This window comes from Streptomyces sp. NPDC047982 (assembly GCF_043204165.1).
GTDB lineage: Bacteria > Actinomycetota > Actinomycetes > Streptomycetales > Streptomycetaceae > Streptomyces.
Map to the genome: position 1 here is coordinate 26452 of NZ_JBIDBS010000005.1, position 26672 is coordinate 53123.

The 26672-nt window shown below is 71.6% G+C and carries 12 protein-coding genes and 2 pseudogenes; 9 read left to right on the plus strand and 5 right to left on the minus strand.

The annotated features are described in order from the left end of the window. Positions 1–409 precede the first annotated feature (409 nt). From ACGF2V_RS07575 to ACGF2V_RS07595, 5 genes are all read left to right on the plus strand, one after another. Complete coding sequence (locus tag ACGF2V_RS07575; RefSeq protein ID WP_362704506.1) at positions 410–5581, plus strand: acyltransferase domain-containing protein; 5172 nt, start codon at positions 410–412, stop codon at positions 5579–5581. Further along, positions 5578–8832: a beta-ketoacyl synthase N-terminal-like domain-containing protein gene (locus ACGF2V_RS07580; protein ID WP_362704509.1), complete on the plus strand. Its 3255-nt coding sequence runs from the start codon at positions 5578–5580 to the stop codon at positions 8830–8832. Before ACGF2V_RS07575 ends, ACGF2V_RS07580 begins: the two co-directional genes overlap by 4 nt. Next, positions 8829–16844, plus strand: a complete 8016-nt coding sequence (locus ACGF2V_RS07585; protein WP_362704512.1) for a non-ribosomal peptide synthetase/type I polyketide synthase — start codon at positions 8829–8831, stop codon at positions 16842–16844. The genes ACGF2V_RS07580 and ACGF2V_RS07585 overlap by 4 nt, the downstream gene beginning before the upstream one ends. A 47-nt stretch (positions 16845–16891) precedes the next feature. Continuing rightward, positions 16892–17443, plus strand: a complete 552-nt coding sequence (locus ACGF2V_RS07590) for a carboxymuconolactone decarboxylase family protein (protein ID WP_362625275.1) — start codon at positions 16892–16894, stop codon at positions 17441–17443. A gap of 72 nt (positions 17444–17515) precedes the next feature. Then, positions 17516–18433: a hypothetical protein gene (locus ACGF2V_RS07595; protein WP_362704515.1), complete on the plus strand. Its 918-nt coding sequence runs from the start codon at positions 17516–17518 to the stop codon at positions 18431–18433. A gap of 175 nt (positions 18434–18608) precedes the next feature. On the opposite strand, the gene ACGF2V_RS07600 is transcribed toward ACGF2V_RS07595, so the two are convergent. Continuing rightward, the gene (locus ACGF2V_RS07600; RefSeq protein ID WP_362704517.1) at positions 18609–18938 is read right to left on the minus strand and encodes a MarR family transcriptional regulator; all 330 of its coding nucleotides are present in this window, start codon (positions 18936–18938) and stop codon (positions 18609–18611) included. Between the two features lie 9 nt (positions 18939–18947). On the opposite strand from ACGF2V_RS07600, the gene ACGF2V_RS07605 reads away from it, so the two are divergent. Then, the gene (locus ACGF2V_RS07605) at positions 18948–19103 is read left to right on the plus strand and encodes a hypothetical protein (RefSeq protein WP_362704520.1); all 156 of its coding nucleotides are present in this window, start codon (positions 18948–18950) and stop codon (positions 19101–19103) included. Positions 19104–19551: 448 nt separating this feature from the next. Here the strand turns inward: ACGF2V_RS07605 and ACGF2V_RS07610 are convergent, their stop codons facing one another. Further along, complete coding sequence (locus ACGF2V_RS07610; protein ID WP_362704523.1) at positions 19552–19872, minus strand: hypothetical protein; 321 nt, start codon at positions 19870–19872, stop codon at positions 19552–19554. A 253-nt stretch (positions 19873–20125) separates the two neighbouring features. Here ACGF2V_RS07610 and ACGF2V_RS07615 point away from each other — a divergent pair. Then, positions 20126–20233 (plus strand): annotated as a pseudogene (locus tag ACGF2V_RS07615) (DNA-binding response regulator); the annotation flags it as partial. Between the two features lie 123 nt (positions 20234–20356). Here the strand turns inward: ACGF2V_RS07615 and ACGF2V_RS07620 are convergent. Then, positions 20357–20920: pseudogene (locus tag ACGF2V_RS07620) on the minus strand (E3 binding domain-containing protein); the annotation flags it as partial. Between ACGF2V_RS07620 and ACGF2V_RS07625 the strand changes: the two are divergent. Continuing rightward, positions 20874–21719 carry a universal stress protein gene (locus ACGF2V_RS07625; RefSeq protein WP_362625283.1) on the plus strand — a complete coding sequence of 282 codons (846 nt, stop codon included), beginning with the start codon at positions 20874–20876 and terminating at the stop codon, positions 21717–21719. The pseudogene ACGF2V_RS07620 and the gene ACGF2V_RS07625 sit on opposite strands and share 47 nt — an antisense overlap. 584 nt (positions 21720–22303) lie before the next feature. On the opposite strand, the gene ACGF2V_RS07630 is transcribed toward ACGF2V_RS07625, so the two are convergent. Both ACGF2V_RS07630 and ACGF2V_RS07635 read right to left on the minus strand, forming a co-directional pair. Beyond that, on the minus strand, positions 22304–22984 hold the full coding sequence (locus ACGF2V_RS07630; RefSeq protein WP_362625285.1) for a CBS domain-containing protein: 681 nt from the start codon (positions 22982–22984) through the stop codon (positions 22304–22306). A gap of 43 nt (positions 22985–23027) precedes the next feature. Next, positions 23028–23489: a cyclic nucleotide-binding domain-containing protein gene (locus tag ACGF2V_RS07635; RefSeq protein WP_362625287.1), complete on the minus strand. Its 462-nt coding sequence runs from the start codon at positions 23487–23489 to the stop codon at positions 23028–23030. Between the two features lie 532 nt (positions 23490–24021). Here ACGF2V_RS07635 and ACGF2V_RS07640 point away from each other — a divergent pair. Next, entirely contained in the window at positions 24022–26421 is a 2400-nt protein-coding gene (locus ACGF2V_RS07640) for a glycosyl hydrolase family 65 protein (protein WP_362704526.1), read from the plus strand. Positions 26422–26672: the final 251 nt, after the last annotated feature.

Genomic DNA, 26672 nt, shown 5'->3' on the forward strand with positions numbered 1-26672 from the left:
CAGGAGCCGTGGGTCCGGGCGGTGGCGGGACGGGTCCGTGACCGGATTCCGCCGGGCATCATTTCGCCACCGCCGAACTCCCGAAGATCGTGCCCGTGAACGGTTCGGGTGCTTCGGGGTGGAGCGCGGTGGTCATCCCTGCAGGTCTTGGCCCTGCCCCGGAAGGGAGGTGCGGGTGCGCCACCGTCGATGGCGCGCCAACTCCCCCTTAAATACCGGTCGGTACGCACGTAATTCCTCTCTCGCCGCCGGACCCTTTGATATCGTCAACCCAGTTGACGATCATTAGGGGATTCGGGGGGTTCTCCAGCATGTCTTCCGGGCTGCCGTACCGGCGTGCCATCGATCCGCTTTCGGATCTACCCACTTCCGGCATCGAAACAATCCGGCCTCGCACGGGACGGTGCGCATGACCTGCACTCCGGCCGAACGGGACGTGGCGGCCGTCGCTGACTGGATCGCCTCCCATCTCGGCGCCGAACTGTCCACTCCTGTGGAGCAGTTGGACCGGGAGGCGACCTTCTTCTCGCTCGGCCTCACCTCACAGGCCGCCGTGACCATGGTCAGCCGCTTGGGCGTGCGCCTCGGCCGTGACGTCCCCGTCGCCACACTGTGGGCCTCCCCGACGGTGAACGGGCTCGCCGCCGCGGTGGTGTCCGCGGAGCACGGCACCGACGTACCAGGGGGCCGGCGGTCCACCGACGCGCGACCGGGTGAGCCCCTGGCAATCGTGTCCATGGCGGCGCGGCTTCCGGGCGCCGACTCCGTCGCGCAGCTGTGGGAACTGGTCCTCGCCGGCAAGGACGCGATCGGCCCGCCCCCCGCCGGGCGGTTCCCGGACGCCCGGGAGGCGATGCCCGACGCGGGCTATCTGAGCCAGCGGCTCGACGAGTTCGACCACCGGTTCTTCCACCTCTCGCCCCGTGAGGTGGCAGCGCTCGATCCGGTACAGCGGCTCTTCCTGGAGGTGTGCTGGGAGGCCATCGAGGCGTCGTCGCTGCCTCGGACGGGACTGCGGGGCAGCGCGACCGGGGTGTACGTCGGAAGCATCTGGAACGAGCGCGGCGCGGCGTCGAGGCCGGGCCGGCACACGATGCACACGGCGACCGGTTCGAGCCTGTCGATGGTCGCGAACCGGATCTCCTACCTGTACGACCTGCACGGGCCATCGGTCACGCTGGACTCCGCCTGCTCGTCCTCCCTGGTGGCCGTGCATATGGCCGCCCAGGCACTGCGTCTGGGCGAGATCGACGCCGCCGTCGTCGGCGGCGTCAACCTCCTCCAGTCGGCGGCGACCATGGACGACCTCACCGCCTTCGGAGGACTGGCTCCCGACGGGCGCAGCAAGGCGTTCGGTGCCCTGGCCGACGGCTTCGGCCGTGGCGAGGGTGCCGTTTCGCTGGTCCTCAAACGCCTCTGCGACGCCGAGCGGGACGGCGACTACATCTGGTGCCTGCTCCGTGGAACGGCGGTCAACAACGACGGGCACACCAACGGGCTGACCGCGCCCAGTCCCGGCGCGCAGCAGGCCGTCATCCAGGATGCGCACGCACGGGGCGGGACGGATCCGGCCGAGGTGCGGTTCGTCGAGACGCACGGCACCGGAACCGCGCTGGGCGACCCGATCGAGGCGTCGGCCCTGGCCGCCGCGCTCCGGGGCGCCACTGCCCCGGTCCACCTCGGCACGCTCAAGGCCAACATCGGCCATCTCGAAGGCGCCGCGGGGGTGGCGGGGCTGGTCAAGGCCGCTCTGGTCATGAATCACGGTGTCGTCCCGCCGTGTGTCCTGTCCGGTGGGACCAACCCGCACATCGACCTGGACGCGCTCAACCTCGCCCTCCCCCTCGCCCCCGTGTGCCTGCCGTCCGGCGAGCCCTTCCTCGGCGGGGTCAGCAGCTTCGGCTGGGGCGGCACCAACGCACACGTCGTGGTCGAGCCCTACCACCGCCCGGGTGCCCCGGCGCAGAAATCTCCCGCCGAAGCGGCCGAAGCGGCCGATGGGACCGACGGAACCGACGGCGTCGGCCTCGAGCCGGCCTTCGTGTTCTCGCCCTTCGGCGGGCAGTGGACGGAAATGGGCCGGGAACTCCTGCGGGCCGACGCGGAGTTCCGCGCCGCGGTCGCCGAATGCTCCCGCGGCGCGGCCCCGGTGCTCGGCCTCTCGCTCCTGGAGCTCATCGCCTCCGGTGCCGACCTCGAACCGTACGGCGTGGCCGTGGCTCAGCCGGCGGTCTACGCGATCCAGGTCGGCCTGGCCCGGAGCCTGGCGGCCCGCGGTATCCGGCCCGCCGTGGTCGTCGGCCATTCGCTCGGCGAGATCGCCGGAGCGGTCGTGGTCGATGCGCTCACCGCGTACGAGGGCGGCCGGATCGTGGCCCACTACGCGGCGGCGCAGCAGCGGCTGACCGGCCGCGGCGGCGGTATGGCCGTGGTGGCGCTCTCGCGCGAGGAGCTGGCTCCATATCTCGGAACCCGGCCGGGCATCGTGGTCGCCGGGATCAGTTCGGCACGTTCGACCAACCTGTCCGGGCAGGTCCACGAGTTGGACGAGTTGGTCTCGGCCCTCTCCGAGGAGGGCCACAAGGCCAGCCGGATCAATGTCGGGCTCGCCGCGCACGGCCCGGACATCGACGAGGTGCGCGGCGACCTGGTCGAGGCGCTCGGGGAGATCGACCAGTACCCGCCCGCGCTCCCGATGGTCTCGGCGCTGGACGGCCGGGTCATGGCCGCCGGCGGCTTCACCGCCGAGTACTTCGCGAAGGCCCTGCGCGAACCGGTCGACTTCGCCGCCGCGCTGGCACACCCTTTGCTGAGTGCCCCGGACGCCCTGGTCGAGATCAACGCCCATCCCATCCTGGGCAACGCCCTGCGCGAGACGTACGGCGAACGGGTACGCGTCGTTCCGGCGTACTCGCGTTCCGGTCACGGTCCGGCCGATGTCGTCGCCGTGTGCGGAGCGGTCGCGCCGCCGTCCCGGGAGGCGCTGCTGACCTTGAGCGCGCACACCCCTGCGGCGCTGGCACGACGTTGCCGGGAAGTCGCGCAGTGGTGGCCCGCGGGCAGCACGCCCGCCGCCGTCGCTCCCGTGCTGGGGGGCCTGGCGACCCTTCCGTACCGGGCGAGCTTCGTCGCGGACGACCGCGACCGGGCGGTGGCCCGGCTGAGCGAGCACGCGGACGCCCTCGATGCCGCGGGCGCTTCGGCCGCCGACCCGGCCCCCCGCGTCGTCTTCGTCTTCCCGGGCCAGGGCGGGCAGTGGTTAGGCATGGGCCGCGATCTGTACGCCCGCGACGCGGTGTTCGCGCGGCAGTTGCGGCGCTGCGACGCGGCGGTGCGCGAGGCGTGCGGCGCACGGATTCTGCCGCTGCTGCTCGACGGCGCCGACGACGACGCGTTCACCAACGTCGCGACCGCCCAGCCACTGCTGTTCGCCATGCAGGTGGCGCTGGCGCGGACGCTGGAGCACTACGGTGTCGCCCCACACGCGGTGGTCGGCCACAGCATGGGCGAGGCGGCGGCGGCACACATTGCCGGTGCCCTGTCGCTGCACGACGCGGCGGCGATCATCGGCCGCCGGTCCCGGCTGATGAACGACCTCACTGGGACGGGGGCGATGCTGGCCACCGAGTTGACGCTCCACGAAGCCGAGGCCGTGTGCGCCGGCACTCCCTCGATATCGGTGGCCGTCAGCAACTCGGCTCGCTCGACCGTGCTGTCCGGAGCCTGCGCCGACATCGGGCGGACGGCGCGCGAGCTCACCGGGCGAGGGGTCTTCAACCGGCCCGTCCGGGTCCAGGTCGCCTCGCACAGCCCGCAGATGGACCCGATCCTCCCCGCGCTGGTCGAGGCCCTCGCGGGCATCTCCCCGACCTCTTCGGCGCTGCCGGTCTACTCGACCGTCCTGGGCCGGGTGGCCGACGGGGCCGAGATGGATGCCGGCTACTGGGCTCGGAACCTCCGCGACCCCGTGCTGTTCGCGGACGCCGTGGGCCTGTTGCTGGACGACGGCTTCTCCTGCTTCGTCGAGATCAGCCCGCACGCGGTGCTCAGCCCGGCCGTCGAGGAGACGGGCGCGGGCCGGGACCCGCTCGTGGTCCCGGCGCTGCGCAAGGAGCAGCCGGAGTGGCCGACGCTGCTGGCTGCGCTCGGCCGGCTCCACGACGCCGGTGTCCCGGTCGATCGTGCCGCGCTGGATCCGGCGGGCCGCCCCGCGCCGCTGCCCCTGCCGTATCCGTGGCAGCGGGTCTCCTCGCCGGTCCTGACCGGCACGGCCGGCCGCGGGAGCAACGATCCGCTCGGCGTCCGTACGCAGGTTCCGCACGATCCCGCGCTGTCCGTGTACGCCGGCCGGCTGGGACCGTCGACGTGGTCGCTGGAGGACCATGTCGTCGGCGGCCGGGTCATGGTTCCCGCCGCTGCCTTCGCGGCCGCGGCCCTTCAGGTCGCCGGTCCCCTGCCGGCGGACGGTCCGGTGTCCGTCCGTGACCTCGTGCTGACGGCGTCCCTGGAGGTGACCGGCGAGGACACGGCCCTCCAGACCACCATCCGGGTCGACGGCCAGACGCCCCGGGTCGAGTTCTTCGGAAGGGAGGGCGGGACCTGGGTGCGCGTCGGGACCGCCGCTGTCGAACGGGCCGCCACCGGCGCCCCGCCCCTCGAACGGCCCGCCGGTGAGGGGGGCCCGGCCGACGAGCTGTACGCGGGGTTCGGCGCACGGGGGCTGGACTTCGGCCCGCAGTACCGCCGGGTGCGTCGGCTCGATGTCGGGGAGAACGGCGCGACCGCCGAGATCGACTGGAACCCCCGCCACGCCGACGCCCGGCTCCCGCTCGACCCGCGGCTGCTGGACGCGGCCCTCCAGGTCGCCGCGGCGCCCCTGCTGACCGGGCCGGGTGCGGTGGGGGCCGACCGGTCCCTGCTCACCACGATGGTCCGTGAGGTGTCCGTGCTGTCCGGTGTGGGTGCCGATCCGCGGGCGGTGGCGACCGTCACCGCCGGCCCGGACCCCGACACCCGTCTCGCGGACGTCGACCTGATCAGTGGCGACCAGGTGGCCCTGCGCATCCGCGGGGTCGAGATCCGCCAGATTCCGATGGTGCCGTCCGGCACGGCCGACGAGGCCGCGCCGGCGCTGAGGGACGAACTGCTGGCGCTTCCGGCGGCGGAGCGCGTCGCGCGGACGGCCCGGGTGGTGCAGGAGACCGTCGGCGACATAGCGGGCCTCGCGACCGCCGAGGTGGACCCGGCCGAGCCGTTCCACAGCCTCGGACTCAACTCGATCATGGGGCTGGAGCTCCGCAACCGCCTGGAACGCCGGCTCGGGACGACGCTGTCCTCGACGGTGGTGTGGAACTACCCCACCGTCGACGCCCTCGCCGCCGAGCTCACCGCCCGGCTGGAGACGGCCGGAGAAGCGGGAGCGGACCGTACGACGCACCGGCCGGAACGGCCGCGCACCACCGAACGGCCGCGTACCGCCGGCCGGGACTCGATGGCCGAGGAAGCGCCCTCGGACGGGAGCGATCTCGACGCCCTGCGCCGGGAACTGGCGGAACTGGAAGAACTCATGGGGGAGATATGACGGAGCAGGGCGAGTCCGACATAGCACTGAGCACTGCCCTGACAGCCGTCAGGGGTCTCCGGGCCCGGGTCGAGGAGCTGACACGGGCGCGGCGGGAACCCATCGCGATCGTCGGCCTCGGCGTACGGCTGCCCGGCGGCATCACCACGCCCGGGGCCCTCCACGAGTCGCTGGCCGACGGGATCGACGCGATCGGCGAGATCGGGTCGGACCGCTGGGACCACGCCGCCTTCTACGACCCGGACCCCGAGGCCGTCGGACGCACCCACATGCGGCATGCGGGGCTCGTCGACGACGTGGACGCCTTCGACGCGGCGTTCTTCGGGATCTCGCCGCGCGAGGCCGCTCATGTCGATCCTCAGCAGCGCCTTCTGCTGGAAGTCGCCTGGGAGTCCTTCGAGGACGCCGGGATGCCCGCCGACCGGCTGGCCGGCTCGGGGACCGGCGTCTACGTCGGCGCCAACTCCGCCGACTACCTCACCATGCAGCTGGCGCGGCCGGAGACCGTCGACCTCTACACCGTCGTCGGCGGCACCAACTGCATCATCGCCAACCGGCTGAGCTACCAGCTCGATCTGCGCGGCCCCAGCCTGTCCGTCGACACGGCCTGCTCGTCCTCCCTGGTCGCCGTGCACCTGGCCGTACAGGCGCTGCGCTCCGGCGAGTGCGACTCGGCGGTCGCGGCCGGGGTGAACCTACTGCTGTCCCCGGCCAGTACGGTCGCCCACTCCAAGGGGTTGCCGCTGTCCCCGGACGGGCGGTGCAAGACCTTCGACGCCGCCGCCGACGGCTACGTCCGCGGCGAAGGCGTGGTCGCCGTCGTCCTGAAACGGCTCTCCGACGCGATCGGCGACCGCGACCGCATCTACGCGACCATCCGCGGCTCGGCGGTCAACCAGGACGGCCGGACCAACGGCCTCACCGCGCCCAGCGGGCGCGCCCAGCGGGAGTGCATCACGTCCGCGCTGAGGAATGCCGGAGCCGACCCGTCACAGGTGAGCCTCGTGGAGGCGCACGGCACGGGCACCAGCCTCGGTGACCCCATCGAGGTCGAGGCCCTCGCCCAGGTCTACGGCACGACCTCCGGCCCGGTCTGCCACCTGGGGTCCCTGAAGACCAACATGGGTCATCTGGAGGCCGCCGCCGGTATCGCGGGGCTGGTGAAGGCCGCCCTGTCCGTGCACCACAGGACCGTCTACCCGTCGCTGCACCTGAAGACGGTCAACCCGCACCTCCAACTGGACGGCGTACGGCTGGACCTGCCGCGCGACCGGGCCCGCCCCTGGGAGGCGGAGGACGGACAGCGGCTCGCGGCCGTTTCCGCGTTCGGCGCGGGCGGAACGAACGCGCACGTGATCCTGGGGCCGGTGGACGGGCGCCTTTCGGATGCCGGGTCCGGGGCCGGAGCCGATGACGCGTCCGGTGACGAGACCGGGGCGGCGCCGCTGACCTTGCGGATCTCTGCCGCCACTCCCACCGCCCTGGCCCGGCTCGCGGACCGGTACGCCGACCTGCTGGACGGCGCCGACCCGGCGCACGCCCGGGATGTCGTCCGTGCGGCCGACCACCGCAGGACCCTGCTGACCAGTCGGCTGTCGGTCTCCGGTGCCTCACCGGCGGAACTCGTCACGCTGCTGCGCGAGGCGGCCGCGGGCGAGCCCGGCCCGGCCGGTGTGACCGGACCGGCCAAGGGATCGGGCCGCACGGTCTTCGTCTTCCCGGGCCAGGGGCCGCACTGGATCGGCATGACGGCCCGACTCCAGGCCACCGACCCCGCGTTCGCCGCGGCCACACGCGAGGTCGACCAGGCCATGCGCCCGGTGCTGGGCCGCAGCGTGCTCGAACTGATCGAGCACGGCGACCAGGGGCGGCTGCCCACCGAGTTCGTCCAGCCGGCGCTGTTCACGATCGCCGTCGGACTGGCGGCGATGTGGCGCGCGGCCGGGGTGGTCCCCAACGCGGTCATCGGGCACAGCATGGGCGAGGTCGCGGCGGCGTACGTCGCCGGTGCCCTGCCGCTGCCGGACGCCGTGCGGGTCGTCTGCGAGCGCTCGCGGCTGCTGGCACGCATCGCCGGGCAGGGCCGCATGCTCGTCGTGGGCGTCGGCCAGGAGCGGGCCCGGCAGCTGTGCGAGGGGTACGACGACATCTGCGTCGCGGTGATCAACTCACCGCACTCCACCGTGCTGTCCGGGGCCGGTGCGTCGTTGGAGCGGGTCGCCGCCGGGCTCGCGGACGAGAACGTGTTCAGCAAGTTCGTCGCCGTGGACGTCGCCTCGCACAGCCCCCAGATCGACGGGCTGCGGACGGGGCTGCTGGGAGCGCTCGACGGTATCCGGTCCTCGGTTCCGCAGGTGGAGATGGTGTCCACGGTGACGGGCGCACCCCTGACCTCGGCCCCCACGCCGGACTACTGGTACGCCAATATGCGCGAAACCGTCCGCTTCACTCAGGGCATCGGGACGCTGCTCGCCGGCGGCCACGACACCTTCATCGAGATGTCGCCCCACCCCACGCTCGTCGACGCGCTCGAAGGACTGTGCGCGCAAGCCGACGGGGCGGCCGCGGCCACCTGGACGCTCCACCGCGACCTCCCCGACGACATCGCCGTAGAGCGGAACTTCGGGTTCATGTACACCCACCGGCGACGCGGCCCCTGGCCGCACCGGGGCGACGCCCGGGCGGACCGGGCGGTTCCCATGGTGCCGCTGCCGACGTACCCGTTCGCCCGGGTGCGCTGCTGGTTCACCGAGGACCGGTGGGGGAACCCGTGGGCGGCCGGCCCGGCGGCGGACTCCTCTCCGGTGCCTGTCCCCTCCGCCGCAGACGCCCCGCCGACGTCCGCGGAGTGGACCCGGCAGGAGGCGACCGCGGCCGTCGTCGGCGCCGTCGCCAGGACCTTGGGGCTGGACCCGGACCATCTCGACCTGGATGCGGGCTTCTTCGCCCTCGGCATGGACTCCATGCTCGCCACGCGGGTCAAGAACGAGCTGGCCCGGACCTTCGGACTTCCCCTGCCCACCCGGGTGATGTTCGAGTACCCCACGACGTCGGAGCTCGCCGCGTTCCTCGTGGCCTCGGTCTGCCCGGGCGGGCCTTCCGGCGAGGTCCCCGGAACCGCGCCGGCCGGGCCCGGCCCCGTCGAGCCGCCGCCCTCGGCATCAGCCGCGCTCGCCGACGACGAACTCATCAACGCGCTGGCAGCCGAGATCGCGCGGTCGTACCAGCCGACGCCCGGGGGACACGCATGACCACCCATATACCAGAACACGCGCGCGAGCTGCTGAGCGCGGCGCTGGACCGCATCAAGTCCCTGACCAGCGAACGGGACGCGCTGCGGGCCGAGACGACCGAACCGATCGCCGTCGTCGGCATGGGCGCGCGGATGCCCGGCGGGGCCGACAACACGGCGGCGCTGTGGGACCTGCTGGCTGAGGGGCGCAGCGCGGTGGCACCGTACCCGTCCGCACGGCTGGACGACGTCCCCGGCGGGTTCCCGGAAGGGGTGCCCTCGGGCGGCTTCCTGGAGTCGGTCGACAGCTTCGACGCCGGGTTCTTCGGGATCTCCCCGCGCGAGGCACGCTACATCGACCCGCAGCAGCGGTTGCTGCTGGAGGTCGCCTGGGAGGCGCTGGAGAACGCCGGTGCCAGGCCCGCCTCCCTGAAGGGCAGCAGGGTCGGCATCTACATCGGAGTGACCAACAACGACTACATGCAGTCGCTGCTCACCCAGGTGGCGCCAAAGGAGCTGGAGGCGTACGCCCTCACCGGCAATGCGTCGACGTTCGCGGCCGGCCGGATCGCCTACTGGCTCGGGGTGCACGGCCCCAGCCTGTCCGTGGACACCGCGTGCTCCTCGTCCCTGGTCGCCGTCCACCTCGCCGTGCAGGCGCTGCGGAGCCAGGACGCCGACATGGCGCTGGTCGGCGGCGTCAACGTACTGCTCTCGCCGGAGTGGTACACCGTGCTCGGCAAGGCGAACATGCTCTCCCCGGACGCACGGTGCAAGACCTTCGACGCCGCCGCCAACGGCTACGTGCGTTCCGAGGGGTGCGGTGTCGTCGTCCTCAAGCGCCTGTCGGACGCGCGGGTCGACGGGGACCGGGTCCTCGGTGTCATCCGCGGCAGTGCGGTGGGCCAGGACGGCCGGGCCAGCGGCATCACCGTGCCCAACGCCAAGGCGCAGCGGGACGTCATACGCACCGCCCTGTCCGCGGCCGGGCTGACGGCCGAGGACATCGACTACGTCGAGGCGCACGGCACCGGTACGGCGCTCGGCGACCCGATCGAGGCGGGCGCGCTGGCGGACGTGCTGTGCCCGCAGACCCGTGCCACGCCCCTGCTCGTGGGTTCGGTGAAGGCCAACCTCGGCCACCTCGAACCGGCGGCCGGCATCACCGGTCTCATCAAGGTCCTGCTCAGCCTGAACCACGGCCTGCTCCCGCCCCATCCCGGGCTGTCGCGGGTCAACCCCGAGATCGACCTGGACCGGCTCAAGCTCGCTGTACCGGTCGAAGGCCGGCCCTGGCCCGCGGGGGAACGGATCCGGCGCGCGGGCATCAGTTCGTTCGGCGCCAGCGGCACGAACGCGCACGTCATCGTCGAGGAGGCACCGGCCCGGGAGGCGGGCGACCCGCCGTACAACGACCCCGGAACCTGCGTCCTGCCGCTGTCGGCCCGCACTGCGGACGGTGTCATCGAACTTGCCCGGAAGTACCTGGCGCGGCTCGGCGAGGACGGCGAGACCCCGCCCGACGCGGCGATGGCGGACCTGGCCTACACGGCCGGCGCGGCCCGTGACCACTGGCCCGTCCGGTACGCCGCCGTCGCCGGGACCGCGTCCGGGATGCGCGCCGAGCTGCGGCGGCTGGTCGACGGGGAGTGCGACCTGCCCGACGCGGTGTCGAGGTCCCGCGGCCGGACCGCATTCCTGTTCACGGGCCAGGGGTCGCAGTACCCCCGGATGGGGGCCGACCTCTTCGAGTCCTCGCCCGTCTTCCGTACCAGCCTGCAGCACTGCGCGGGCCTGGTCGACGGTCTGCTGGACCGTCCGCTGCTGGACGTCATGTTCTGTCCCGACGACCCCGCTGTCCACGACACCCGCTACACCCAGCCGGCGCTGGTGGCGCTGGAGTGGTCGCTGGCGCAGATGTGGCGCTCCCTGGGCATCGAGCCCGACGTCGTCGTCGGGCACAGCGTGGGTGAGATCGCCGCGGCCGCGGTGGCCGGGATCCTGGACATCGGTGACGCGCTCGCCGTGGCGGCCGGCCGTGGCCGGCTGATGCAGGAGCTGACCGAGCCGGGTGCGATGGCGGCGGTCTTCGCGTCCGCGGAGGTCGTACGCGAACTGCTCGAAGACACGGGACGCGTCGGTGTGGCCGCCGTCAACGGGCCGGAGCACGTGGTGGTCTCGGGCCACCCCGAGGACGTCCGCGAGGTACTGGACCGGGCCGGCGCGCGCGGGCTGCGCAGCAGACCGCTGAAGAGCGGCCGGGCCTTCCACTCGCCCCTGATGCGCCCGATGCTCGACGCCTTCGAGCGCGAGCTGTCCGGGATCGACTTCGCCGCGCCCTCCGTCCCGCTGGTGTCGACGCTGACGGCGCGGACGGTGGGCCCCGGGGAGTGGAACGCGGCCTATCTGCGGGAGCACTCGCTCCAGCGGGTCGACTTCCACGGCGCGATGACGACGCTCATGCGGAGCGGGGTCGACCACGTCCTGGAGCTGGGGCCGGCCCCGACGCTCATCGCGGCGGCGCGCAGGTTCGTCCCCGAGGAACAGCGCCCGGGGCTGTGGGGCGCGTCCCTGCGGCCGGGCCGCACCGACCGCTCGGCCGTCGCGGCCGCGGTGGCCGAGGCCTACACCGCCGGTCTGGACATCGACTGGCTGCGGCTGTGGTCCGGCCGGGCCGCCGCGCTGACCGACGCCCCGACGTACCCGTTCCAGCGGTCGCGGCACTGGTACGAGCCGAGCCGCGTGGTCGGCGGCACCGTGGCGCGGCGGCAGCCCGCCGTTCTTCTGCCGCGCGGCTCCGACTCCCTCCTCGGGACGCGCGTGCCGGCCCCCGGTTCCGGCGCGGCCTTCCTGACGACCTTGGACAGCGCCGACGACCCCGCCCTCGCCGACTGTGTGATCGGGGGCGAGCCCATCGTCAACGTGGGCTTCTTCCTGGAGGCCGCCGTGCAGGCGGCCCGGGCGGTCGGCCGGCGGGACACCATCCGGCTGGAGGGCGTCACGGTGCTGCGGCGCCTGGGGTACGACAAGGAGCACCGCCCCACGGTCGTGCTCACCCTGGAGCCCGCGCCCGACGGGACGCTGGGCTTCGCCTACCAGTCCGACCCGGCCGACCCGGCTCTGGCCTGGCACGTGCACTGCCGCGGTCGCGTCTCCGGTACCGGGGCGGCTCCGGCTGCACCGGCCGAACCGCCTGCGGATCTTCCGCACCGCATGACCGGCGCCGAGTTCTACCGGCAGATGTGGTCCCGCGGCCTGTACCTGGGCGACGGGGCCAAGTGGCTGGAGGAGGTCGCCTTCGACCGCGACCACGCCTGGGCCCGGATGCGGCCCGCCGCACCGGAGGAGGCCGGACGGTACGTGGTGCCTCCCGGTCTGACCGACGCGATGTTCCAGGCGCTCTTCGCGCCCCTGACCGCCCGTGGCGCGTCGGACACGGCCTTCATGGTGGTGGGGATCGACTCCTTCGCCGTACGCCCCGGGCTGCCGGCCGGTCCCCTCCAGGTGCGGCTGCGGCTGCGTGAGGGAGCGGCGGACGCGCGCACGCTCGTGGCCGATGTGTTCCTGCTCGACGAGGCCGGTGCCTGCCGGGTGTCGGCGTCCGGCATCACGCTCGCCCAGGCCCGGGCGCGGCCCAGGACCGAGGCGGACGGCCGGGCACCGGACGCGCAGGCGTGGCAGCCGGTGACGGCGCCCGCGCAGTCCGGGCGTCCGGCCCTACGGGAGGAGGCGCTGGACCCGCTCGCGGTGGTGACCAGGGCGTGCGCCCGGTCGCTGCGCACCGATCCGGACAGCATCCCGCAGGACGAGCCGTTGCAGAACCTCGGCCTGGACTCGCTGATGGCCCTGGAGATCAAGGACGCCGTCGCGGCCCTCGGCGATGTGTCGATCCCGCTCGCCGTGTTCCTCGACGGTGCGAGCCTCGCCGAGCTGGCGGCGTACGTCGAGCAGCACTCCCCCACCGCCACCGCCGCCCACCGGCCGGTACCGGTGTCCCGGATCGACGAGGCGCGCGGCGCCGGCCGTGACGCCGCGTCCGCAACCGGCGCACCCGGTCGTGAACTGGTCGTCGATGCCGCCGCCCGGTATGAGCCGTTCGAGCTGACCGACCTCCAGCAGGCGTACTTCGTCGGCCGTTCGGAGGGCATCGAGCTGGGTGGCGTCTCGACCTTCTTCTTCATCGAGACCGATCTGCGCGGGCTGGACGTCGCGCGGTTCGAGGAGGCCGTCGGCGCGGCCGTGGGTCGGCACGACATGCTGCGCGCGGTGATGACCGACGACGGCCGGCAGCGGGTCCTCCCGGAGGTCGGGCGCTACCGTGTCGACCGCCTCGACCTCACCTCAGTGCCGGCGGAGCGGCTGGCGGCCGAACTGGCCGAACGTTCCCGGAAGTTGTCCGCACAGGTCTTCGACCCGACCGTGTGGCCCCTGTTCCACCTGGCCGTCACGGAGCTGCCCGGTGGGGTGAGCCGCCTCCATGTCGGCATCGACGCGCTCATCATCGACGCCTGGAGCACGGCGCTCTTCTTCGCCGAGCTGGCGCTGACGTACCACGGGCAGGACCTCGCCCCGCTCGAACTGACCTTCCGGGACTACGTCGGGCACGTCCGGGCCCTGGAGTCCGAGCCGGCGTACGCTGCGGCACGGGCCTACTGGATGGACCGGATCGCTGCCCTGCCCCCCGCACCGGAACTGCCGCTGACCGCCGACCCGGCCACGATCGGGCGGCCCGAGTTCGCCCATCTGAGCGGGACGATCCCGCCGGAGCGCTGGGAGCGGTTCAAGGCCCACGCCAGTGCCGCGGGGGTCACCCCCTCGGCAGCCGTCGCCGCCGCGTACGCCGAGACCATCGCGCGCTGGTCGGCGAACCCGCACTTCACGCTGACGTTGCTGTTCTTCAACCGCAGGCCGGTCCATCCCGAGGTGCGTTCGGTGCTGGGCAACTTCTCCACCACCACGCTGCTGGAGGTCGACACGCGGGGCTCGGCCGACTTCGCGGCCCGCAGCAAGCGGTTGCAGGGCCAGCTGTGGCGCGACTTGGAGCACAGCGCGTTCAGCGGGGTGCAGGTCCTGCGCGAGCTGGCCACACTGCACGGTTCCGCCAAGGCCGGCCGCGCGCCGGTGGTCTACGCCAGCACGCTCAACTTCTCCTCGGACGAGGGCCACGCGTCCAGTGCGCTGACCGACCACCTGATCGCGCTGACGGGCGACGGACACGAGGTGTCCTCGTTCATCCGGACGCCCCAGGTGTGGCTGGACCACCAGGTGATCGAGGACGCGAGCGGGCTGCGCCTGAACTGGGACTACGTGCGGCAGCTGCTCCCCGAGCCCACGGTCGCGTCCATGTTCGCGAGCTACCGCGGACTCATCGAGCGGCTCTGCGACGACGAACAGGCATGGAGCAGCGCGCCGGAGATCGAGCTGGGCGAACAGGAACTCGAACCGCGCCGGCGGGCCAACGCCACGGCCGGGGAGCGCCCCACCGGGTTGCTCCACCACGGCTTCGAGAAGGCCGCCGCGCAGTATCCGGACGCCGTCGCCGTGGTGTGCGGCGAGGAGTCGCTCGACTACGCCGGGCTCGACCGGCGCGCCCACGAGATGGCCTGCCGTATCGCGGCCCGTACGGGTCCCGATCCCGAAGAGCTGGTGGCGGTCATGCTGCCCAAGGGGATCGACCAGGTCGTGGCCGTCCTCGCGGTGCTGAAGGCCGGCAAGTCGTACGTGCCCGTCGCCGCCGACCTGCCGCCCGAGCGTGCCCGCCGGACGCTGGAGCTGTCGGGCGCGACGCTGACCGTGGTGGACTCCGAGGTCCGTACGGCGCATCCGTGGCTCGACGCGTGTGCGGTACTGGACGTCACGGAGGCGGCCCCGGACGGTGGAGCGGCCGGTGAACTCCCCGCCGTGGTGGCCGAACCCGACAACATCGCCTATGTCATCTTCACCTCCGGCTCCACCGGGCAGCCCAAGGGCGTGGTGATCGAGCACCGCGCCGCCCTGGGAACGCTCCAGGACGTCGGCGAGCGGTACGGGATCGGGCCCGCGGACCGGGCGCTGGGGCTCTCGGCGCTCACCTTCGACCTGTCGGTCTTCGACGTCTTCGGCATCCTGGCGGCGGGCGGCACACTGGTGCTGCCCCGACCGGATCAGCTGCGCGACCCGCAGGCGTGGTCGGAGCTGGTGCGCGAGCACGAAATCACGGTCTGGAACTCGGTGCCCGCCCTGCTCCAGATGCTGGTGGACCATCTGGAGGGCCAGGACGCCACGGTCCGGTCCCTGCGCACGATCATGCTCAGCGGTGACTGGATACCCACCCGTCTGCCCGACCGGGCGCGGCGGTGCGCACCCGGCGCACGGGTCCATTCGCTGGGCGGCGCCACCGAGGCCAGCATCTGGTCGATCACGTACCCGGTCGACACCGTGGACGCGTCGTGGTCGTCGATCCCGTACGGGAAGCCGTTGCGGAACCAGTCCTTCTTTGTTCTGGACGAGCAGTTGCGGCACCGGCCCACCTGGGTTCCGGGAGATCTCTACATCGCCGGCGACGGTCTGGCACGCGGCTATCTGGCCGATCCCGACAGGACCGCGGCGAGCTTCGTGGACACCCCGCACGGACGGCTCTACCGCACCGGGGACCTGAGCCGGTACCTGCCCGACGGCAACCTGGAATTCCTCGGCCGCCAGGACGGCCAGGTCAAGATCCAGGGGTACCGGATCGAGCTGGGGGAGATCGAGAGCGCGCTGAGCGCGATGCCCGGCGTCCGCGCGGCAGTCGCCGCGGCGGTCGGCGGGTCCATGGAGTCCAGGACCCTGGTGGCCGCTGTCGTCCCGGAGACGGCGGGGGCGGATCTCGGCGCGTTCACCGAGGCGTTGCGCGCCCAGCTGCCCGCGTACATGGTTCCCAGCCGGCTCGTGGAGCTGGACGCCGTGCCGATCACCGCCAACGGCAAGGTGGACCGCCGCGCCCTGGAGGAGCTCTGCCGGGTGTCGGCACCCCGGGCCTCGGCAGAGCCGCCGCGGGACGGCACCGAGCGCGCCGTGGCCGAGTTGTGGGCCCAGTTGCTTCCGAACGCCCCCGTCAGCAGGGACGACGACTTCTTCGCGCTCGGCGGGAACTCCCTGCTCGGCGTACAGCTGATGTCCCGCGTCAGGACCGGTCTGGGAGCGACGCTCCCGCTGTCGGTGCTGTTCACGCACTCCACGGTCGCGGCCATGGCCGAGGCGGTCCGCGACGGGCGGGCGCTGCGCACGACGCTGGTGCCGATACGGTCCGGGGGGACCGGCCCGACGTCGTACTGGATCCACCCCGTGGGCGGCGATGTCGTCTGCTACCGCGGTCTGGCGCAGTTCCTCGACATGCCGATGACCGGTGTCCAGGTCCCCGACGGCCTGGCCGCTCCGTTCGGCCTCGACCAGCTCGCGGACCTGTACGCCGACGCGATCGCCGACGACGCCACGGGCCAGGAGGTACGGATCGCCGGCTGGTCGATGGGCGGGGTTCTCGCGCTGGAGGTCGCCGAGCGGCTGGCGGCACGCGGCTTCGCCGTGGCGCCGGTCGTCGCGCTCGACCTGATGGAGCACCCCGACGAGGACCGGAGCGAGGTGTTCCACGCCGAGTTGCTGGCGTGGTTCGCCCGGGACGTCGCGCACATCGCCGGCGCGCCCGATCCCCTGGCCGGGCACGACCTTGCGGGGGACGAGGACCCGGACGCCGTGCTGGCCGAGCGGCTGCGCCTCAGCGGGCTGCTGGGGCCGGACACCGACGACGAGACGATCAGCGCGCTGCTGGCTCGCTTCACCGCCAACTCCCGCGCTCTGTCCGCCCATCGCCCCGGCACCTACCACGTGCCCTCGGTACTGGTCCGCGCCAGTGACGGGGCGTCGAAGGCCGTGACATCGGCGTGGGCCGGCCGTCTCAAGGACCTGGTCGCCGTCCACACCCTCGACGGCGACCACTACTCCGTGCTCCAGCCCGACCGGATCGAGAGGTTCGCCTCGGCGGTGCGCGCGAGCTGGAACACCCAAGACCAATGAGCGACAACCCCGTCGCTCGCATCACACCCCTCAGAAAGGAAGTCATCATGACCTTCACTCGCCACGACGTCTCGTCGGCGCCGGAGCAGTCCCGCCCGATCGTGGAGAACACCGCCAAGGGCTTCGGTTTCCTGCCCGCGCCGGTGGCGATGATGGCGGAGTCGCCGGAGCTGCTCGAAGCCTTCATGACCGGTAACGGGCTGTTCAACAAGACGAGCCTGAGCCAGCTGGAGCGTGAGGTCTTCATCCTCACCATGGCCACCACGGTGGAGTGCCACTACTGCGTGGCCATGCACTCCTCCATCCTGACCCGGTCGAAGGCGGACCCGTCCCTCATCGAGGCGCTGCGCGCCCGCAAGTCCCTGGACGACCCGAAGCTGGAGACGATGCGGGTCTTCACCCTCGCCGTCATGGAGGGGCACGGGCACGTCGAGCCGGAGACGATGGAGGCGTTCCTCGCCGCCGGCTACACCCGGCGCAACGCGCTCGAGGTCGTTCTCGGCCTGGGCGTCTACACCATCTCGACGTACGCGAACCGTATGACCGGGGCCCCTGTCGACGAGCCCTTCAAGGCGTTCGAGTGGCACGCCGGGCACTGAGCGCCTGAGAACCACGCGCAGGAGCCGCGTGCAGGAACCACGTGTAGGAACCAAGGGGGGAGAAAGCCACCGATGAAGATGTCCGCAAGCCGTGTGCGCTGGTCGCTGGTCGGCCTCGCGTTCGGCGTGACCACGATGATCGGGCTCGCTCCGATGGTCTCGGCGATGAACGCCTCGGACTCCGCCGTGGAAGCGGCCGATTCCGACCTTCCGGCGCTCAAGCTGTTCAACCAGGTCTCCCTGGGCGACGGCTTCGTCCAGACCCTTTACGCCACCGACGGTGCGAATCACCCGAAGGTTCTGGCAGTCAAGATCGACGCGGCAGCAGTGAACTCACTGCCGACGACGCCGACCCACGACGGCCAGACGTGTTTCGACAAAGACGGCGACGGCATCGGCCTCGAAACGGACTGCGCGAGCGGCCACGAGCGGAACCTGTGGTTTCCCAAGCTCCCGGGGCTTCCGTTCAAGTGGCTGATGTTCAACTGGCAGCGCAATGGCCACGGTCCGACGCATGTCTTCGACAAGCCGCACTTCGACTTCCACTTCTTCATCCAGGATTTCACGGAGCGGAACAAGATACGGACGGGGCCGTGCAATCTCGTCATCAACTGCGATGACGAGGCGACAGCGATGAAGCCGGTCCCGTCGCAGTACATGCCCGCGGGATGGGGCATGCCCGGCGCCGCCGGCCGCATGGGGAACCACATCGTCAACCCCAACGCGGCCCCGGCCAACGGGGATCCGTTCACCCAGGCGTTCGCCTACGGCACCTGGGACGGGCATGTCACCTACTGGGAGCCGGTCGTCAACAGGGACTGGGTCGTCGCGACCAAGCCCGCCAAGGCATGCCAGCCGATCACCCAGGCACCGGAGGTGGAGCTCTCCGGCTACTACCCGACCCAGATGTGCACCCGCTACGGCTCTGCCGGTGACGTCACATTCACCATGGAGGACTTCGTGCAACGCACGGCCCCGAGCGGGTCCTGACCTCCGATGCACCCCCATCGGACCCCGGCCCGCGCGACAGCGCCCTGACGGCGGGCCCGTCACCGTGCCCGTGCGGCTCACCGACCGTGAGCCGCACGGGCACCGCGCTGTCGGCACTGCTTCCCGCCCGTACGCCAGTGCTGTGGCCGGTGTCCCGTACGCCGTCCCGTGACGGTCAGGGGCCCAGCCAGCCCATGACACGTTCGATTCCGCCGGGCCGGCCGACCCGGGCCAGCGTGTCCTCGACCAGGGCCATCTCGGGCCCGCCCACTGTCGCGGCCCACTCCTCGCGCAGTTCGTTGAGGATCTCACCGGACAGCGCGAGCGCCTCCATCCCTCGTTCCGTGAGTGCGACGTCGACCTGACGCTGGTCCGTGGCGCTCGGAGTCCGACGGACATATCCGAGTTGCTCCAGCCCTCCGACCGTCTTGTGGGCAGCCTGCTTGGACACTCCCAGCCGCCGTCCGAGATCGGAGATACTCCCGCCCTGCCTGATCATTTGCATGGCGAACCCATGGGCCGGGCGCAGATCGGGATGACCGACCTCGGCGAGGCGTACGTGGAGCTCATCGATCAGGGTGCGGAAAGCCTGGAGGAGAAGAAAGGGAAGCGCATTCCCAGGGCGGTGCGACGGCATGAGGAGACCCGAATTATACGTGCGTTCACTTAATTTAAAGTGAAACTGTATCAGCTCCTGGAAGGTACGTTACGCGACCCCTGTCCAGAACGATCGCACAATCTTGCCCCTCGGCTTCCACGCGGCCGATCGAGATCTAAATCGTATCCCCTGCGTAACATTTCGCCTGCGCATGAACAAAGCAGGGAGAGTCACCTGCCGGCCCGGAAGGACGCTTCGACCAGGAAGCATCACGGCACCCTCCGCACCCTGCGCCGCCCCCTGCCGGGAACCGAAACGACCGGTCCGGTCACAAGATCGGAGCAACACAAAAGCCCCGGCCCGCACGGCCGTCAGGGCACCCGGAGCCCCGCGAGATGAGCCAGGACCGCGTCACCGACCCGCCGGCTCGGTGGCGGTGCACCGGGCCGCGAGCCGCCCGGCAGCCCCGGAGAAGGGTGCCGGAACCCGTGCGGGCCAGGGCGTGTGTCGCTTCAACCGGTCACGGACCGGCGATGTCTCCAGCACGCTTGAGCACGGAGTCGAGCGTGTCCAGCACGTCGTTGTGCCGCCTCGCGCGCACCACCCGGTCCGCCGGCACCAGCCGCACGGCGGCCTGCACGGCGCAGGCGTCCGGGTTGCCGAAGGCAGTTTGCGGGTGCTCTCCCGTATCCGCGCAGTGCGCCGTGACGTCCTTGACCGCTTGGAGCACGACTGCCCGGTCCACGCCCGGCTGCATGGCCAGCCGTACCTGGAAACGCGCCATCCACTTCTCGCGGCCCTCCTCCCCCGCCGCGTCCGTCGTCCGGTCCTTCTTCACCACGTGCTCTCCCGGTCGATCGGCAGTTGTCCGTCATGGAGTTGGACGCCCGGGCATCGAAGTGGGTTCCTGAAGCAGGAATCTGATGAGCTTTCAGATAACTGCCGGGACAGCCGCACCGGGCCCCTACCGGCCGGTCCACTGTTGCAGAACGTCACAGAGCGCGGGCTCTGGCACAGTTTCCAGACTGTGCTCCTGTGGCTGTGGCGTTGTCGTTGCGTTTTGGGTAGGTCGCGGTGGCAGGTGGGGTATTCGCTCCGTCACGGTCGCCGGGGACGGTCTCGCCGCCCTGGCCGAGGTCCGGCATCGGGAGCCCGATCTGCTGGTGCCCGATGTGATGATGCCGCGGGCCGAGGCCGGCGATCGCCTGGCGCACGGCCGCCGTCCGGTCCTCGGTAGGGCGTGGAGGCTGCTGTGCGGGGGTGGTGACGTGGCGCGGAGGCGGGGCCACGGCCGTGGGACCGGGCGCTGCTGTGCGTACGTCTGCGGCGCGGAGGGCTGAATCCTTGCCGGTGCCGGCCACCGTTGCCAGGTCGACGTCCAGTTCGGCTGCGAGCCGACGGGCGAGGGGCGTGGCCCGTACGCGCGACGGCCGAGCGGCGCTCGCGCATCCGCGGTACAGCGTCCTTGCGGATCGTCTCCCAGTGCATGGGGCGCTCCTCCCGACGCCTACCTCTCCCGGGTCGCCGAGCCTGTCGCGGACCGCATCGCCACGGGCGTCGACCTCGACCTGGCGTGGTGCCGCGGTGCGGCCCGGTCCGGTGAACGAACGGTCCTTCGGTGCGGGGCAGCCCTGCCGCGGTCGGCAGGGCTGCCCACGGTGGCGACTGGCTCCGTGGCGACTGGCTCCGTGTCGTAAGAAGCTGGAATGGCGGTGACCGAGTCCGTCTGTCCATGCGGCGGCGGCACGCCAAGCACGCCATTTCTCGTCCGAGGAATAGCCCGAACCTTCCTGCGGCGCGTACGCACCCATGGAGGCGGGGCTCGGGAGCGTGGAATCCGCCATGAGAGAGGAGACGTGGACCGAGATGATTCCCCTGGTGGTCGGCATCGACGGGTCCGAGTCGAGCTTGGAGGCGGTGGACTGGGCCGCGGACGAAGCGGTTCGGCACAACGTGCCGCTCCACCTCGTGCACGCGGCGGCGCCGTACCACGAGCCGTCCGACATGATCGCCACTGCCTTCGAACGGGCCAGGAAGAATGCTCCCACGGTGCGGCTGTCGAGCGAGGCGCTCCACGACGATCCGGCCTCCGCCCTGGTGAGCACAGGGCGCAACGCCTTCGCGCTCGTGCTCGGGTCCAGAGGGCTCGGAGATCTCGCCGGGATGCTCCTGGGCTCGGTCAGCCTGGCCGTGGCAGCGCGAGCCGATTGCCCGGTCGTCGTCGTGCGCGGCGCGGCGGAGCACCGGGACGCACGGTTCGGGAGCGTCGTCGTCGGCGTGGAGGACGGAGAGGGAAGCGGCACGGCGGTGCAGTTCGCGTTCCGCGAGGCCCACGTGCGGCGCTGCGGGCTGGTGGCGGTGCACGCCTGGTGTGCCCCGTTCGGGGCCGCTTGCGAGCCTCCGCCTGCGTCGGAATACGCGTTCGAGGCCCACCGCCGTCCGCCGGCGCAAGTGCTCGACGACGCTCTGCGCGACCCCGCGGAGCAGTACCGGAACGCCGCCCCAGTCAGCCGCCGGGTGGTCGAGGGGCCGGCGCGGCAGGCGCTCCTGGAGGCCGCATCGGATGCCGACCTGCTCGTCGTCGGAGCCCGCAGGCGGCGTGGGGGCCTCGGCCTGCAACTGGGTCTGATCAACCACGCGGTGCTGCATCACGCACCGTGTCCGATAGCGGTCGTTCCGCAGATTTGACTGCCACCCAAGCAGACCCCGGTCACAGGAGCTGAAGGTCCCCGGCGGGCGGCACTGGAGTCCCCCGCGTCAGCCGACGCGGTCGGTCCCCAGCACATCCCCTCCCGCAGGTAGGACAGGGCCATCGTCACTTCATACAGATCGGTCGTCGTCGCATCGGACATCGGTAATCACCTCCACGGCTTCGGAGCAGCCGTGGACCCGCCACGGACACCAGCCAGTCGGTGGCCCTCGCGTTGCACACGGGCATCGGCGGGCGGCCTATGGTTCCGTCCCGGTCCACCCGGATCCGCGCCCCGGCGCCCTCGGCCGTGCCCGACTTCGCTCCGGTCCGGCGGGGCGGACCGGAGCGTACGGCGAACCTCGTGCATTCACGGTCTCGCCTCCAGCAAGCTGCTGGTCCGTTCGCCCACCGCCACGAAACGGCAACCGCCCGCACCTGGCCGGTGAACTTCAGACCGCGCAGCGGCTCCAGATCCCGCGGCGGCCGGTGCAGCGCGGAGGCGAAGGCATCGATGTCCTCAGGGCCGACGTGGGGACGCCGACGAGCACCACCTGTCCGCGCACCCGTGCCGATGCCCGTGTCACTGGGCGGCCCCCTCGGATCCGGCCGGGGTGCCGGAGGCGCCGGTGAGATGGGGCTCGACGTCCACCACGCCCTCCACGGCGCGGACGAGGCGCGCGGCAACCGAGACGAGCGAGGTGTCCTGCACTTTCCCGCGGAGGGTGACAACTCCCTCGTGCACGTTCACATGGATGGTGTGGCTGAGCGCGGGGAACAGGTAGGACACCACGGTTCGGCGCACCTCTTCCTCGATGTCGTCATCCGATCGCAGGAAGACCTTCAGCAGATCCCCGCGGCTGACGATCCCCTTCAGCACGCCCTCGTCATCGACCACGGGGAGGCGCTTGACGTGCCTCACCGCCATGATCCGGGCCGCCTGGGCCAGCGTGACGTCGGGATGCACCGAGATGGCGGGCGTGCTCATGGCCTCCTCCGCGGTCACCGCTCCCGCCTTGGCGACGTCGGACAGGCGCTGACGCTGCTGGCGCAGGCTCGCAGTGCTGTCGCGGAACTCCTCCTTGGGCAGCAGGTCGGCCTCCGAGACCACACCGATGACGCGCCCATCGCCCTCCAGGACCGGAAGGGCACTGACCTTCCACTGCCCCATGGTCCGGACGATCTCCTTGAAGGGTGCGTCGCGCCTGACGGCCACCACCTTCCGGGTCATCACATCGCTCACGATGTGCGGAGTCTCAGGCACGTCGATCCTCCTCCCTTGCCCCGGTCAGGGCACGTCTGCCCCGTCAGGGCACATCGCCTGCTCCGTAGGGCGCGTACAGGTCCAGCAGTCGCACCCGCGCAGCCCTGAGCCGGTCCGCTATCACCCCGGCGACATAGGCACACAGGGCGTGATCGAGCGCCGGGTCCTTCTGGCACAGCTCACGGACCGCGGCCGCGTCGAACTCGTAGGCACGGACCGGGCTGCCGGCCTCGGCCCCCAGGTGCCAGTGCCGGGGAGGGACGAACCAGGACCAGCCCAGCATCCGTCCGGCACCGAGGCTCTCGACGACCACCGCACGCCGGCCCGGCACGTGGAGGTCGAGGGCCACCGTTCCCGTGTGGATGACCCAGAAGCGGTCGGCCTTGCCGCCCTCGTCGAAGATGCGCTCGCCCGTATCGAAGGACACCTCACGGGCGAGTGACATGAGCTGGTCGCGATGGTCCTTGGCCAGGGCGCCGAAAAAGCCTGCCCGTGCACCGGCCATGGCCTTCACTCTCTCCCTGGTCTCGAAGGTCTCGGGTCTCGAAAGGTCTCGAAGTGAGGGACGCATTGCTTGTCCAGTCGCGCACGCCCCGGCACACGGGACGCGCCGGACTTCATCGGCGAGACCGAGCAGCGTCTGTTTCCGCTGGACGGCGGGCGACCGGCGGCTCCGGGGCGCTGTTCCTCTCGGCCGTATGACTCCACCATCGCTGCAAACCAGGGCCGTGCAAGTCGGCCTCAGGCCCCGAGCCGGCGAGCCGGTCCGCATGTCGCGGCGGTTCCCGTGCGGTGCGACGGTAGTCACAGGGTCTCTCGGCGACTGGACAGGAAGGTGAGGAGGACATGGAATTTCCGCTGGTCGTGGGTGTCGACGGCTCGGGTTCCAGCCTGCAGACCGTGGACGAGCAGGGTCGCCCACGCCCTGCCGCATCACGCCGCGTGCCCGCTCGCCGTCCTCTCCCAGCGTGCCTGACCTGCGGCACGTGAACCGCGTTCCTGTGCATCTCGCGAAGGGAAAGAGGTGAGGGCGGGGGATGTCGGAGTGGACGTGGGAGTACGAGGGCTACGACCCCGCTGCCGAGCGATTGCGTGAATCGCTGTGCACGCTCGGCAACGGCTACTTCGCCACGCGTGGCGCGGTGCCCGAGTGCAGGGCCGGCCTGGTGCACTGCCCCGGGACCTATGTGGCCGGATGCTACAACCGCCTGGAGTCGACCGTGGCGGGGCGACAGGTGGTGAACGAGGACCTCGTCAACCTCCCGAACTGGGTGCCCTTGCGGTTCCGTTGCCGCTTGCCCGGCGGACCCTGGGGCCCGTGGTTCTCCCCGGACGTCTGCGCCGTCATGGACTACCGGCACACCCTGGACCTGCGCCGCGGCACGTTGACCCGCACGTTCCGCTACCGGGACGACGACACGGGCGTGCTGGGCGTGGAGCAGATCCGCTTGGTGCACATGGGGGACCCGCATCTGGGCGCGCTGCGGACCGTCTTCACGGCCGAGGACTGGTCGGGAGAGATCGAGGTCGAGGCCGCTCTTGACGGCGACGTGATCAACAGCAACGTACACCGTTACCGGACTCTCAACCGCCGCCATCTGGCCCACGTCCGGACCGGAACGCAGGAGCCCGACCTGGTGTGGCTGCAGTGCCGCACCAGCAGCTCCGACATCGGCATCGCCATGGCGGTCCGGACAGTGGTCACCGGGGGGCAACCGGTCTCGTCGGGGGTGTACTCCAACCGGCGCCGCGTCGTCCACCGCCTGGTGATCCCGATCGCTCCCGGCCGACCCGTCGACGTGGCGAAAAAGTTGGCGTTGCACACCTCACGCGATACGGCGACCAGCAACCCTCTCGGGGCCGCGGTCGACCAGGTGTCCGCAGCCGCGGACTTCTCAGCCCTGCTGAACTCCCACGTCGCCGCGTGGGAGCAGTTGTGGCGGCGCACCGAGATCCAGGTGCCCGGCCAGGCCGGTCGCGTCCTGCGCCTGCATCTGTTCCACGTCCTGCAGACGCTGTCCCCGCACACCGCGGACCTGGACGTGGGCGTACCGGCCCGCGGACTGCACGGCGAGGCGTACCGGGGCCATGTCTTCTGGGACGAGCTGTTCGTGCTGCCGTACCTGAATCTGCACGTGCCGGAGGTCTCGCGGGCCCTGCTGAACTACCGTCACCGACGCCTGCCCCAGGCATGCAGGGCAGCCGCCGCGGTGGGCCGAGCGGGAGCGATGTACCCGTGGCAGAGCGGCAGCGACGGCCGCGAGGAGACCCCGCAGTGGCACCTCAACCCCCGCTCGGGCCGCTGGCTGCCAGATCACTCCTGGCTCCAGCACCACGTCGGCTCGGCCGTCGCCTACAACGTGTGGCAGTACTGCGAAGCCACCGGCGACACCGAGTTCCTGCACACCAAGGGCGCCGAGATGCTGCTGCAGATCGCCCGCTTCTGGGCGGACGTCGCGGTCCTCGATCCCGAGTCGGGCCGTTACCGCATCTGCGGCGTCGTCGGTCCCGACGAGTACCACGACGGCTACCCGGGCGGCGTCCGGCCGGGCCTGGACGACAACACGTACACCAACGTCAGTGCCGCCTGGGTCCTGGGCCGTGCCCTGGACCTTCTGCGGAACCTTCCCGCATGGCGTCGGGACGAACTGTTCGAGCGTGTGCAGTTGGACGTCGACGAACTCCCGAAGTGGGAGGAGATCTCCCGGCGGTTGCGTGTGCCCTATCACCAGGGCGTCATCAGCCAGTTCGAGGGCTACGACGACCTCGCGGAGCTGGACTGGGACGCCTACCGCGCGCGGTACGGCAACATCCGGCGACTGGACCGGATCCTGGAGTCCGAGGGCGACACGGTCAACCGCTACAAGGCGTCCAAGCAGGCCGACGTCCTCATGCTCGGCTACCTCTTCTCGCCCAAGGAGCTGCAACAGCTGTTCCGCCGTCTCGGGTACGTCCTGGACGACGAGGTCTGGCGCAGGACCGTCGACTACTACCTTCGACGCACCAGCCACGGCTCCACCCTCAGCGGACTCGTCCACGGCTGGGTCCTCGCCCGGGTCAAACGGGCCGAGGCATGGACTTACTGCCAGGATGCCCTGGAGGCGGACATCGCCGATCTCCAGGGCGGCACGACCGGCGAAGGCATCCATCTCGGCGCCATGGCCGGCACCCTCGACCTGGTCCAGCGCGGCCTGACGGGCCTGGAGACCCGCGAGGACGCCCTGTGGCTGGACCCGGTGCCCCTTCCGGCGCTGTCCGAGTACGGATTCTCACTGCGCTATCGCGGCCACTGGGGCGTCGGCGTACGGCTGCAAAGCGGACAGCTGCGCATCGGTGTGCCCGGCTCGGAGGAATCACCGATCCGCGTGGTGCTGGCCGACCGGGCCGTCACCATCGCACCGGGAGAGACCTGCACGCTCGTGCTGCCGACGAGTTGATCGCCCAGGAGGCTCGGAACGGACCTGAGGACCGCTGAGGGGCAAAGGCCGCAGGGACTCGCGCATGACTGCTTTGACGGTCGTGGCCTTCGCGGTGGCCGCCGACCCTCGGCACGTGCGTTGCCCGGCCCCGGCCAGGCAGGAAACCACGCGCAGCAGCCGAGCGAAACGCGCCTGGAGTCACAAGCCTTCGTGCCGTCGCGGCACCGACTGCCACGGGCAGAGCGGCCGGCCGCAGGCCGCGCCCGCTC